This is a genomic window from Acinetobacter sp. WU_MDCI_Abxc222 (genome assembly GCF_025514755.1).
GTDB classification, from domain to species: Bacteria; Pseudomonadota; Gammaproteobacteria; order Pseudomonadales; family Moraxellaceae; genus Acinetobacter; species Acinetobacter geminorum.
Genome location: NZ_JAHPVG010000012.1, coordinates 76,761 through 89,149, shown reverse-complemented (window position 1 = coordinate 89,149; position 12,389 = coordinate 76,761). Strand labels below are relative to the sequence as shown.

Sequence of the window (12,389 nt, the reverse complement as noted above, 5' to 3'; positions counted from 1 at the left end):
TTACCCATGTGAGAGTAAGTCATCGCCAGCTCATTATTCTAAACACCCCCATTCCAATGAATGGGGGTGTTTTTTATTGTGTGAGAAAAATGTTTTAAGAGTTTATTCTTGGCTCAACTGTTTCAAAGTGGAATTTTTATGGATAAGAAAAGCGTCAAATTAAGGCGTTGAGAACTGCATAAGCATGTTATTGCTACTCAAAATTCACTATGCTATAGAATGAAAATAGATTTCTAATAGTATTATGGAAGAAAAACCTTATATCAGAGCCATAAAGCTGAAAGCTCTAGAGGGCTTGGACTGGGCCAGTTATCCCTATGTTATTCCAGCAGTAAATGATTTGGAAAATATTGAATTTCATCCTGATGTTACATTTTTTGTTGGGGAAAATGGTTCAGGCAAGTCCACTATTCTCGAAGCGTTGGCACTGGCATTAGGCTTTTCGGAAGAAGGCGGAACACGCAATGTTCAACTGAATACGGCTACCACCAGTTCTGTTTTGTATCAATCTCTACGCACAATAAAAAGCTATAAAAAGCCTCAGGACTATTATTTTTTAAGGGCCGAAAGTTTTTATAACGTGGCAACTTATATGAAAGAAATAGATTATCTGGCGGGTTACGGTGGAGATATACATACCCGTTCTCATGGGGAGGGGTTTTTAAAGCTATTAACCATGAAGTTAAAAGGACAAGGTTTATATCTTTTGGATGAACCGGAAGCCGCTTTATCGCCAACCATGCTGATGACAACGCTATCAGTCTTAGATCGTTTATGTCGGGCACAATCCCAATTTATTATTGCAACACATTCCCCTATCCTTTTGGCGTACCCAAATGCAAAAATTTACCAGTTTTCGGAATCGGGAATTGAACAGGTGAGCTATGAAGAAACAGAACATTTCCGAGTAACAAAGGATTTTTTGAATAATTACCAAAAGAGATTAGCGCAAATTCTGGATGAGCAATAAGGAGTAGAAGATTAATGCTTGTTTACTCGTTATTTTTTGGTCATGATGCATTGAGTTAAAAGGGTCATTTACTTTTATTATTTATGTTTAAGGTATTGAAAAATATTTATTTTTATAATTTTTTATCTTTACTACTTTTCTCCTAATTCCACAAGCCTATAATGATTCAGAATCATTCCAAATCTAATAAGGATATAACATGTCTACCGATCAGCAATTCCCAATACCCAATAATTTGGGTATCGCAGTTTATTCAAATAATGCAGAAGCTATTGGTAATACTCCTTTAGTTCGTATCAATCGTTTAATTAAAACTGGTGCAACTGTATTAGCGAAAGTAGAAAGTCGTAATCCTGCCTTTTCTGTGAAATGCCGTATTGGAGCTGCACTTATTGCAGATGCAGAAAAGCGTGGCGTATTAAAAGAAGGCATGCACATAGTTGAACCAACTAGTGGTAATACAGGGATTGCATTGGCTTTTGTTGCGGCGGCGAAGGGTTATCCAATTACTTTGACTATGCCAGCCAGCATGAGTCTTGAACGTAGAAAAGTATTAAAAGCTTTAGGTGCTAATTTAGTTCTAACTGAACCGTCGAAAGGGATGAAAGGTGCGGTTGATGAAGCGGTACGATTAGCAACTGAGCAACCAGATGTTTATTTCTTACCTCAACAATTCGAAAACCCAGCCAATCCACAAATTCATGTAGATACAACTGGCCCAGAAATTTGGCAAGCAACAGGTGGGCAGGTTGATATTTTAGTTGCTGGCGTAGGTACTGGAGGTACGATAACGGGTATTTCTCGTTATTTTGAACAGGTCCAAAATAAGCCATTGTACTCAGTAGCAGTTGAACCTGCTGAATCTCCAATTATTACTCAAACCAAAAATGGTGAAAGTATTATGCCTGCACCCCATAAAATTCAGGGGATTGGTGCAAACTTTATTCCAAAAAATCTTGATTTAGATTTGGTTGATGAAGTCTTGCCAGTGAGTAGTGAAGAAGCAATTCAATGGGCGAGAAACTGTGCAACTCAAGAAGGTATTTTGGTAGGTATCTCAAGTGGAGCCGCCTTGGCTGCTACAGCTAAAATTGCAGAGCGTCCTGAAAATGCTGGTAAAACAATAGTTGTTATTCTGCCAGACAGTGGGGAACGTTATTTATCTTCTGTTTTATTTGAAGGCTTATTTGACGAATAAAATTAACTATGTAAAAAAGCCCATTAATAGATGGGCTTTTTTATTTGATTTTAATTTATAAAGCACTTTTTAAAGTTCTCTGATGACGTTTCACAGATCGAGCATATTTTTTTGCTTTGTGTCGTGTCCAGAAGCTTCGCTCATATCCAGTCGGTCCCACATTATAATAAGCTGTTGCCTTGAACCAACTATCAGCTGACTGATAATAGTGATTCAAAATATAAGCACCACATTGAATATTAGTGGTTTCATCATATAAATTCCCCGCACAAGTTTGTTGCCAATAACTCGGAATAATTTGAGTTAAACCTACGGCGCCAGTAGGAGAGCGAGCGTTACTATTGTAACTAGACTCTTGCCTGATGACTGCTGCGAGTAAAAGAGGGGGGACATTATATTGGTCAGCACTTTGAATAATCATTGGAGATAGCCGATTGGCTGTGCTCGCTGGAACAGAATAAGCTTTTTGTAAGCCAGACGAGAGTTTATTTGAGCGCCAAGAAAATGAGCCACTGTTAGGCCCTAAGCTTGTACACCCTGTCATTATTATCATTAAAGCAATAATAAAAAATTTGAGGCTAAGACGGTGTAATTGTGATGGTTCAAAATGATCTTGAGCTAAAGATGAGGTAAGCAAAATACAAAACCAATAATCAAATTTTAAATGAAATGATGGTATTCAGCCGTACTTACCAGATCAATATAAGTTCTGTTGCTCAGCACATCTAGAAAGTAAGAGTTTTGTATAATTGAAATGAAAAAACCCCGACATCCTGTCGAGGTTTCTTCGTATTCAGCTTTATGTAGCTAACTCCTGTCAACTACCGCTTCCTGCGTTCTTATTCTTCTTCAATGAGACATCCTGTCTCTCTATGATTTATATACTATTAAAAAATACTAAAGCTGAATATCCGAAAATCACCGCAAGTTTTGTACGCTTTAACTTACAGACGTGCTTTTTCAACTTTCTTAAATATGATGTCGACTAGTTTCTGGGCTATAGGAGCACAAATCAATACACTTGGGAAAGCTAATATCCATGCAATAATCCAAGCTGATACCCATAATGAAACGAAGTGATGATTTAGCCCTACAACCTTGAAAGTTGAAATACCTGAAACTATAAAAGACATCATTCCCGATAAAATTAAGAGGAATAAAAGTTTCTGTGCTTTCACGGCCTTATATTCCTTGATAAGCACTTAAGGTCAATGCAAAATTTTCTCCAAATTGTTGAGCGGTTTTAATATCTCCTTCATCAAAACCAGCTGCATTACTGCCATGTTCAGCTTGAGCCATTAAGCCTGACCATGAACCGAGACGGTTAGCTGCTTTTGCATAGGCAACACCTTGATGTTGTTCTGGCAGAATTGGATTGCCAATCCAGAGCATACCGTGTTGCATACAAAAGGTAAAAATGGAAATTAGCGTGGATTGTTTATCACCAGCAGGAAGAGATGAAACGGTAAATCCAGCCGCTAATTTTCCTTTAAAACTTTGTTTTTTCCATAATGGACCAGTTGCATCCATGAGTTGTTTTAACTTGGAAGATACACCCCCTAAATAAGTGGGGGATCCCCAAATTAAGCCGTCATATTGAATTAGGATTTCTGGGTTTTCGACAAGATGTTCAGCATTGAGTAAATCTATTTTCATATTTTTATGGCTCAAAATACCAGTTTGAATTTGCTGAGCAATAAATTGGGTGTGGCCTTGGCGACTATAGTAAATAATGGCAACGGTTTTCATGAGCAGTTTCTCTTTATTTAAATTTGAAATAGTTTTGCAGTGAGATATAGGCCACAACCAAAAACACTATGGTTCATTAAACTTTTTAGGCAGTTCAAAAAAGGATGAGGTGTTTTTGAAGAAGCAAAGCCACTACCCATCGCGGGTTGCATAATAAAAAAAGGAATGAGAACGGTGACTACACCAAGCAGAAGTGCTGAATAAAACTGAGGATGGCTAAGCCAAGTTGAGCCAACAATTAAAAGAAAGCTAAATGAAAAGATTAGCCCGACACTATAGTGAGCAACCCAACCTAATAAATATTCATTCTTAATTTGAGGGCTTTGAGCTATAGATTGATGGATGAGTTTCCCTTTAAATATCCAACCAACCCAGCGTCCGAGTAAGGCGAAGTTTAAGGTCGGAATTTTGAATATCTTTAATATTAACAGCCAGATATCCATAATAATTGTTGCGCCAATGCCGAGACATAAAGCCTGAAAGAACGTTGTGGAGAGATTCATTTTTAAACCTTGCTTTTATACGTCTGAAACGTGATAAATTTATTGTGCAAGTTAAAGTTCACTTGAAGTCAAGAGGTTGTTATGGATATTGGTGAAGTCGCTAAAAAGGCAAAAGTCACAACTGCAACACTACGTTTTTATGAAGAGAAAGGATTAATTAAATCAATAGGGCGACAAGGTTTACGTCGGCAATATGGGAAACAAGTGCTTGATCAATTGGCACTTATTGCTTTAGGTCGTGCCGCAGGTTTTTCTTTAAATGAGATTGCTACAATGTTTGGGCAAGATGGTAAGCCTGATCTTGATCGGCAAAAACTAAAAGATAAAGCTGAACAATTAGAGCAAATGGCAAAACGATTGCATTTTATCAGCCAAGGATTAGAACACGCTGCTGTATGTCCTGCCGAAAATCATATGAAATGTCCAACTTTCCAAAAATTTTTAAAAGCAGCAATTGCTGGAGAATATCAGCCAACAAAACTTTAAGCAGTTTTTAGCGAAGAGGTCTAATTTTTGAGGTTGTATTAAATAGTTTGTCTTGTCATATTTTCGCCATAAAGATTTCATCTTTTTGAAGTAAAAACTTCATATAAGCTTGATTAAATTTGCTTAATTTTTTACCAACTGTATAAAACCATGAGCAAAAAAACATTAGTGGCATTATTATGTTGTGCCAGTTTAGGATTGACGGCATGTAATGATGATAACGACCAAGAACAAAATTCACCTACTGAAAACGTTACCGAACCAACCTTAATTTCTTTTGCTAAGTTACCTGTAGAAACCTATGCTGCTGGCCCAGACTCTGGTGCATATGTAAAAGGTGCAAACGGAATTTATCCTCCATTTAAAGGCCAGCCTGTACAAGGTTTTTCTGCTGCATTAAAAAATGAAGATGGCAGCTATATGGCAATGGCCGATAATGGCTTTGGTACCCAAGATAACTCAGCAGACTTTTTACTTCGTATTTATAAATTAAAACCTGATTTCAAAACTAAAGCTAAAGGCACGAGCCAAGTTACTGTACAAAGCTTTATCCAACTGCGTGATCCGAACAAGTTAATTCCTTTTAATATCGTGAATGGTAACACGCCTGAGCGTTTATTAACGGGTGCTGATTTTGACCCAGAGTCAATGCAACGTACTAGCGATGGCACTTATTGGATTGGGGATGAATTTGGTCCTTATTTACTTCATTTTTCAGCCGATGGTGTGTTACTAGATGCACCAATCGCTTTACCAAATCCATTAAATCCGACCCAAGAATTACGTTCACCACAAAATCAGTTTAATAAAGCACAAATTAATTTTGTGGAACCTCTGGTTCAGCAAAGTGGTGGTTTTGAAGGAATGGCAATTTCGCCAGATGGGCAGTATCTTTACCCGCTTATAGAAAAGCCAATTAAATCAATTCGGGAAACGGAAAGACAGTTGCTGATTTCTCAATTCGACATTAAGAAAAAAGCGTATACAGGGAAATATTATTGGTTCCAATTAGACAGCAAGGCAACCAATATTGGTGACTTCCAACTCTTTAATGATAAAGAAGGCATTATTATTGAGCGTGATGCGACTCAGAATAATTTAGGCGGATATAAAAAATTAATCCGTATTAAATTGAATGAGTCAGGCCAGCTAGTAAGCCGTGAAGATTTAGTCGATTTAATTAAAATTGCTAACCCGAATATGCTGTATGGCACAGCTAGAGCAGGGGATATTGGTACGGGACAGGTTTTTGCTTTTCCATTTGAAACCATTGAAGATGTGATTATCGAAAATGGCACAACGCTTACCGTTTTCAATGATAATAACTTCCCTGGTTCGACAGGACGTAACGCAAAACTGGCTGACGATAACGAGATTATTCAAATTCGTTTGCCAAAAGCTTTGTTCTAAGCTCTATAAATAAAAATTAAAACTGCGGCGGATTTTGATCCGCCGTATTTATTCTAAGAATAAAATATTGAATAAACTTTAATCAAATTAATTTCTATATTGTTGTTTTCGCATGTTTTATAAACAGGGAAAATGAATGAAATTCATGTTAAAATGATCGGCTTTCATCTTTAGATGTCTCTCCTTCATCTGCTAGCCGAGATTCGCAAGCCATGTCTACTGCCTACACCATGCAAACTGCGCCAAAAGCGTTGTTTGATTACGACAAATATTGGGCGTCGTGTTTTGAACCAGCGCCATTTTTGCCGATGTCACGAGAAGAAATGGACCAACTCGGCTGGGATGCTTGTGACTTTATTTTAGTCTGTGGTGATGCTTATATTGACCATCCATCATTTGTATCGGGTGTGATTGGACGTGTGCTTGAAGCACAAGGTTTCCGTGTCGGTATTATTGCACAGCCAGACTGGACCAATGTTGAAAGCTTCCGCGTTTTAGGTAAGCCAACAATTGCTTGGGGTGTAACCGCAGGTAATATGGATTCGATGATTAACCGTTATACGGCAGATCGTAAAATTCGTTCGGATGATGCTTATTCTCCAAATAATGAACCAAATAAACGTCCAGACCGTGCAGCAACAGTTTATTGCCAACGTTGTCGAGAAGCTTTCCCTGATGTACCTGTGTTATTGGGTGGTATTGAAGGCAGTTTACGCCGTATTGCCCACTACGATTATTGGTCAGATAAAGTCCGTCGTTCGATTTTGATGGACTCAAAAGCCGATTTGCTGATGTATGGTAATGGTGAGCGTGCCATTATTGATGTAATGCATCGTTTGGCTAAAGGTGAAAAAATCCACGAGATTACTGATGTTCGTGGTACGGCATTTATTATTAATAAACATAACAAAGCATCAAAAGCAAAGTTTGTTGAAGTTGCGAGTAATGATGTAGATACGGTTGGGCGTGTTGATCCAATTATTAACCCATATGTCATGACAGAAGATATTGATGGCTGTGAGGTTGAAAAAGAAAAGGGTAACTCTTTAGCTCAGTATCAAAATTTCCAAAAAGAGATTGTTGCGAATCCGATTGTGCGTGAAGGCGACAAACTCGATGACGACACTCAAATCGTTCAATTAAAGCCAGCACCGTCAAAAGCAATTAAACACAAATTACCACCACGAGAGTTGGCGGTTATTCGCTTACCTTCTTTTGAAGAAGTGGCAAATGATCAAGTGCTTTACGCGCATGCAAACCGTATTTTGCACCTTGAAACCAACCCGGGTAATGCCCGTGCGTTGGTGCAACGCCATGGTGAGCGTGATGTGTGGATTAACCCACCTCCAATTCCTCTAACCACTGAGGAAATGGATTATGTGTTTGATTTACCATATGCACGTTTGCCACATCCTACTTATGGTGATGCGCGTTTCCCTGCATTTGATATGATCAAATTCTCGGTCAATATTATGCGTGGCTGTTTTGGCGGCTGTACATTCTGTTCGATTACAGAACATGAAGGTCGTATTATTCAAAATCGTTCGGAAGATTCGATCTTACGTGAGATTGAAAAAATCCGTGATACAGCACCAAACTTCACAGGTATTATTTCTGACTTAGGTGGCCCAACGGCAAACATGTACCGTTTGCACTGTAAAGACCCAGAAATTGAGAAGAACTGTCGTAAACCTTCTTGTGTTTATCCGGGTGTCTGTCAAAACTTACATACCGATCACGCGCCTTTAGTGCAGCTTTATCGTAAAGCGCGCGCTATTAAAGGTGTGAAGAAGATTCTGATTGGGTCAGGTCTGCGCTATGACCTTGCTGTACTCAACCCTGAATATGTCAAAGAGCTGGTACAGCACCACGTAGGTGGTTATTTAAAAATTGCTCCTGAACATACCGAACAAGGCCCGTTATCTAAGATGATGAAACCGGGTATTGGTACGTATGATCGTTTCAAACAAATGTTTGACCGTTTCAGTAAAGAAGCAGGAAAAGAGCAATATTTAATTCCTTACTTCATTGCTGCACATCCGGGTACTTCAGATTATGACATGATGCACCTTGCAATTTGGTTGAAAAAGAATGGTTTCCGTGCCGATCAGGTACAGACTTTCTATCCATCGCCAATGGCAACTGCAACAACCATGTATTATTCGGGTAAAAACCCGCTTGCTAAAGTAGCTCGCTATACTGAAAAAGTTGATATTGTAAAAGGTGAAAAACGCCGTCGTCTGCATAAAGCTTTCTTGCGTTATCATGATCCAAACAACTGGCCATTACTTCGTGAGGCCTTAAAAGAGATGGGGCGTGCAGATTTAATTGGTAATTCGAAGCAGCATTTAATTCCGACTTATCAGCCAAAAGGCACAGAAGGGGAATATAAGTCTGCTCGTAAGAAAAATTCGTCTACAGCAGGTGATTCGGTTAAACGAAATAACCAGCAAACGAATAATCATTCGAATCAGAAGCGTCCACAAAAAGGACAGGTTCTAACGCAACATAATGGTTTGCCTCCTCGTGAAACAGGAGAAAAAAGACCGTTTGGTGGGAAAAGTAAACCTAAACCTAAATCTAAAGTTCGTGGATAATGATAAAACAGGCTCTTAAATAGAGCCTGTTTTGTTTTTCATGATTCTATTTAAATCGTATAGTGAGATTTTTGAGGATTTAAAGTACAAAAAACGTAACGAATAATGAGAAATAGCCAAAATCTGACGAGCTGCACTTGATTGTTGTTGACTCTATGATTATAAATAATGTGAGGGTGGCTAAATTTAAGCCAAGCTTGATAACTACAAGTGAAATTACTAAGTGAACCTTTTAAAAAAACGGCTGTGTCGTTATCAATTAAAACAAAGTGTGATCTAGCAAAATCATTATAAAAAACTTAAAGGATTAGGCCCATGTATTATTTAATCACGATCTTATTACTATTTCTGGTTGTTGTTATGGCAGTGAAAAGTCTGTCACGAAGGCATCAACATGATAGTGCCTTGAAGCGCCGTGCAGTGTTAACTAGTCATGAGCAAATGACATTAACCAGACTACAAACAGTTTTACCTAAATTTACCGTGTTGGCACATGTATCCTTTGATGCATTATTAACTACAAAATATGCGCATACACGTCGAAAATATCAAAATATGGCAGCTGATTTTGTTGTACTTGATCAAAATTATCAGGTGGTTGTAGTCGTTGTTCTGGGGGAAAACGGTTTACGCCGAGCGCATCAACAATATGAACGTCGTTTATTACAACTGGCTGGCTATCGTGTGTTGCATTATAGCGGTGTGCCTGATTATCATGACTTAAGAAGAGATTTATTGAGTCCTGAATCAGAGCTGGCAACTTTACATGCGACACCGCAGCTAGAAAGAATGTCAAACGCTTTTGTGAAGTCTTAGACGCTATACCTAGATGTCATAGCAATTTAATTTTAGGACTCATTAAAGAAGATTTGAATAAAATGCTGAAATTAAAACTTCTAAAAAACATAAAAAACTGAGCACTATCCTAATCAATATTGCTCAGTTTTTTATTGATTAAAATCAATGAAAATTATGGAAGGACCGCAACAACCGTCATTTCTACAAGCACGTCTGGCGCATAGAGTTTTGATTCTACACATGTACGTGCTGGTGGGTGCCCTTCGCTAATCCATGCATCCCAAACCGCATTCATTGCTGCATAATCTTTTTCAATATCTTTTAAAAAAATCATGACAGAAAGGATATGGGTTTTATCTGTGCCAGCTTCTGCCAATAGACGGTCAATATTATCTAAAGTTTGTTGAGTCTGCCCTGTGACATCTGCGCTTGTATCATCTGCGAGTTGCCCAGCTAGGTGTACCAAATTACCTGAAATCGCAACTTCGCAGTAGCGTGAAGTAACGTGTAAACGCTTTACCGTCATAAAAATGCTCTAAAGTGGCTTTATTTAATAGTTTTGATTTTATGAAGAGTTGCTAGGTCGGTGCAAGCAAGTAGAAAAGAATTTCAGTAGATTATTGTGAGGAAAGGATATCTAAGCCATGTATCAGAAGAGCCCTGCAATATTCGGATTTGGTCGTCACGCCAATCACAGGACGATATGCCGAAAGTAAAGGTTGCTTTGGCATGTTGCAAATACATGGGTAATGAATATGCGTGGATTAGGTTACTCTAAAGTTTCAGTAAAAGGGAGACTATTTTGTTTAAAAGTTGCTCTTTTGAGTGAAAAGTAGTCAATTACCAGAGGTTAAGCTGGAAGTCATCAGCTTGCGTTTGTAATTGATAAACGCCTATACCAATCAAGCGAAACTGGAAATGTTCGGGTATCTGCATTTCATTTAACAATAAAAATAAAACTTGGATTAAGTCCTGTAGCGACTGGATCGGTCTTTTAAAGCTTTTACTATGTTGTAGAGTCTGAAAATTCTTGAGTTTAAGTTTGATATTCACACCACGTGCATTGAGTTTTTTTTTCTCTAGTGTTTGCCAGACTTTTTCAGCTAATCCATGCCAATAGGGCTGGCATTGAGCCAAAGTAAAATCACTGTCAAAAGTGGTCTCTTTCGAAATTTGTTGGCGAGCTCTTTCAGCTTGAACAGGTCTATGGTCAATGCCCTGAGCATATAGATAGAGTTGTTGTCCATATTTACCGAAGTGGTGAACCAAAATAGCTTCTTCAATTTTCTGTAAATCACCTAAGGTATGTAGCTGAAGCTGTTGTAATTTTTCCTGAGTGACTTTACCCACGCCTGGAATCTTTTTAAGCGGAAGGTCTTGAATAAAAGTAGCAACTTGTGAAGGTTTGATTACACATAAGCCATTAGGTTTGTTCCAATCCGAAGCAATTTTTGCCAAAAACTTATTTGGTGCCACACCAGCTGATGCGGTCAATCCGGTTAATCTAAAAATATCTTCCCGAATATGCATGGCAACTTCAGTTGCACTCGCAATCTGTTTTAGGTTTTCAGTGACATCTAAATAAGCTTCATCTAAAGATAAAGGTTCAATAAGTAGCGTATATTGCTGAAAGATTGAGTGAATTTGAGCAGAAACCGTACGGTATTTTTCAAAATTTGGTTCAATGATGACAACTTGAGGACATAGTTTTCTTGCCTGACTCATCGACATGGCAGAACGCAAACCAAATTCACGGGCAGGATAGGAGGCAGCAGCAATCACAGCTCGCGGATGATGCGAAGAAATAACGACGGGAAGATGTTTTAGATCAGGACGCTCTCGCAATTCGACCGATGCATAGAAGGCATCCATATCGATATGAATGATTTTGCGCATATTATTGTGCTTTCACGATGCCTTGCTGCTGTAAAAATTGATGCCATTCTTTGACTGAACCCTCATAAACATTTAAGTCTACTGGTTTTGTCATGCCTTCAATTTTACCTTGATTACTATGTTGCCAAAAGAGCCATTTTCTTTTGTCTTTCAGCTCAGGTTTTCCTTCGTAATCTCTAACCCAAAGCGGTGTATTAGGAAAACTTCCTATTAATACAATGTGGTAAAAAGTTTTGGAAATATAAAAGATGGGCTGTTTGCCATAGTGCTGTTTTAAGCGGTCATGCATGATGCCTATTTCTTTAAGTAATTGTTCTTTGGTGTGCGCATTAATACAGTTACCGTCATATTCTAGATCGATAACAGGAGGAAGGGCATCGGCTTTGTTGGGTACAGTCGCAATAAAGTTATCTGCTTGCGTCTTACCATCACGGCATAGACGATAAAAGTGATAAGCGCCCACATTAAACCCATGTTCACGTGCCTTGAGCCAATTTTCCTGAAATTTTGGATCTTTGTAATCGCCGCCTTCGGTCGCTTTTAAATAGACGAATTGGAATTTCTCCGGTGATATTTTTTTCCAGTTAATATCACCTTGATGATGAGAAACATCGAACCCTTGCACCGGATAATCCTGCGCAACAGCTTTTTGTTGATAGAACAAACCAAAATAAGCTAAGACTCCCATAACACAAGCTAAGCCAATTCCGATTAGGGTATTGTGCCGTGATGTGAAAAAAGTTTTAGCCAGTTTGCTCATTCAAAACTCATTAAAATTTGAA

The 12,389-nt window shown here is 38.4% G+C and carries 14 protein-coding genes; 7 read left to right on the top strand and 7 right to left on the bottom strand.

The genetic code is table 11. The annotated features are described in order from the left end of the window. The first annotated feature begins 244 nt into the window (after window positions 1-244). Both KTJ10_RS15725 and cysK read left to right on the top strand, forming a co-directional pair. Complete coding sequence (locus KTJ10_RS15725) at window positions 245-970, top strand: AAA family ATPase (RefSeq protein ID WP_262442398.1); 726 nt, start codon at window positions 245-247, stop codon at window positions 968-970. A 199-nt stretch (window positions 971-1,169) separates the two neighbouring features. Further along, window positions 1,170-2,168: a cysteine synthase A gene (gene cysK, locus KTJ10_RS15720; protein ID WP_262442397.1), complete on the top strand. Its 999-nt coding sequence runs from the start codon at window positions 1,170-1,172 to the stop codon at window positions 2,166-2,168. Between the two features lie 55 nt (window positions 2,169-2,223). Here cysK and KTJ10_RS15715 read toward each other — a convergent pair whose 3' ends face one another. The 4 genes from KTJ10_RS15715 to KTJ10_RS15700 form a co-directional block, all read right to left on the bottom strand. Continuing rightward, window positions 2,224-2,805 carry a lytic transglycosylase domain-containing protein gene (locus KTJ10_RS15715; RefSeq protein WP_262442396.1) on the bottom strand — a complete coding sequence of 194 codons (582 nt, stop codon included), beginning with the start codon at window positions 2,803-2,805 and terminating at the stop codon, window positions 2,224-2,226. A 307-nt stretch (window positions 2,806-3,112) separates the two neighbouring features. Beyond that, window positions 3,113-3,346 carry a DUF2798 domain-containing protein gene (locus KTJ10_RS15710; protein WP_086398721.1) on the bottom strand — a complete coding sequence of 78 codons (234 nt, stop codon included), beginning with the start codon at window positions 3,344-3,346 and terminating at the stop codon, window positions 3,113-3,115. 4 nt (window positions 3,347-3,350) lie between these two features. Next, window positions 3,351-3,917 (bottom strand): flavodoxin family protein, encoded by a 567-nt coding sequence (locus KTJ10_RS15705; protein ID WP_262442395.1) that lies wholly within the window; start codon window positions 3,915-3,917, stop codon window positions 3,351-3,353. Window positions 3,918-3,934: 17 nt separating this feature from the next. Further along, on the bottom strand, window positions 3,935-4,420 hold the full coding sequence (locus tag KTJ10_RS15700) for a DUF2938 domain-containing protein (RefSeq protein ID WP_262442394.1): 486 nt from the start codon (window positions 4,418-4,420) through the stop codon (window positions 3,935-3,937). An 81-nt stretch (window positions 4,421-4,501) separates the two neighbouring features. On the opposite strand from KTJ10_RS15700, the gene KTJ10_RS15695 reads away from it, so the two are divergent. The 4 genes from KTJ10_RS15695 (at window position 4,502) to KTJ10_RS15680 (ending at window position 9,729) form a co-directional block, all read left to right on the top strand. Then, window positions 4,502-4,906, top strand: a complete 405-nt coding sequence (locus tag KTJ10_RS15695) for a helix-turn-helix domain-containing protein (protein ID WP_262442393.1) — start codon at window positions 4,502-4,504, stop codon at window positions 4,904-4,906. Between the two features lie 150 nt (window positions 4,907-5,056). After that, entirely contained in the window at window positions 5,057-6,316 is a 1,260-nt protein-coding gene (locus KTJ10_RS15690; RefSeq protein WP_262442392.1) for an esterase-like activity of phytase family protein, read from the top strand. 212 nt (window positions 6,317-6,528) lie between these two features. After that, window positions 6,529-8,913, top strand: a complete 2,385-nt coding sequence (locus KTJ10_RS15685) for a YgiQ family radical SAM protein (RefSeq protein ID WP_262442391.1) — start codon at window positions 6,529-6,531, stop codon at window positions 8,911-8,913. A gap of 315 nt (window positions 8,914-9,228) precedes the next feature. Next, entirely contained in the window at window positions 9,229-9,729 is a 501-nt protein-coding gene (locus tag KTJ10_RS15680; protein WP_086265379.1) for a DUF2726 domain-containing protein, read from the top strand. Between the two features lie 154 nt (window positions 9,730-9,883). Here the strand turns inward: KTJ10_RS15680 and KTJ10_RS15675 are convergent, their stop codons facing one another. Then, on the bottom strand, window positions 9,884-10,237 hold the full coding sequence (locus KTJ10_RS15675; protein ID WP_005065666.1) for a RidA family protein: 354 nt from the start codon (window positions 10,235-10,237) through the stop codon (window positions 9,884-9,886). A 193-nt stretch (window positions 10,238-10,430) separates the two neighbouring features. Between KTJ10_RS15675 and KTJ10_RS15670 the strand changes: the two genes are divergently transcribed. Beyond that, on the top strand, window positions 10,431-10,547 hold the full coding sequence (locus KTJ10_RS15670; RefSeq protein WP_081325614.1) for a hypothetical protein: 117 nt from the start codon (window positions 10,431-10,433) through the stop codon (window positions 10,545-10,547). Window positions 10,548-10,551: 4 nt separating this feature from the next. Here KTJ10_RS15670 and dinB read toward each other — a convergent pair whose 3' ends face one another. Continuing rightward, window positions 10,552-11,607: a DNA polymerase IV gene (gene dinB, locus KTJ10_RS15665; RefSeq protein ID WP_069122029.1), complete on the bottom strand. Its 1,056-nt coding sequence runs from the start codon at window positions 11,605-11,607 to the stop codon at window positions 10,552-10,554. Window position 11,608: 1 nt separating this feature from the next. Next, on the bottom strand, window positions 11,609-12,367 hold the full coding sequence (locus KTJ10_RS15660) for a GH25 family lysozyme (protein ID WP_044102646.1): 759 nt from the start codon (window positions 12,365-12,367) through the stop codon (window positions 11,609-11,611). Between the last annotated feature and the right edge of the window lie 22 nt (window positions 12,368-12,389).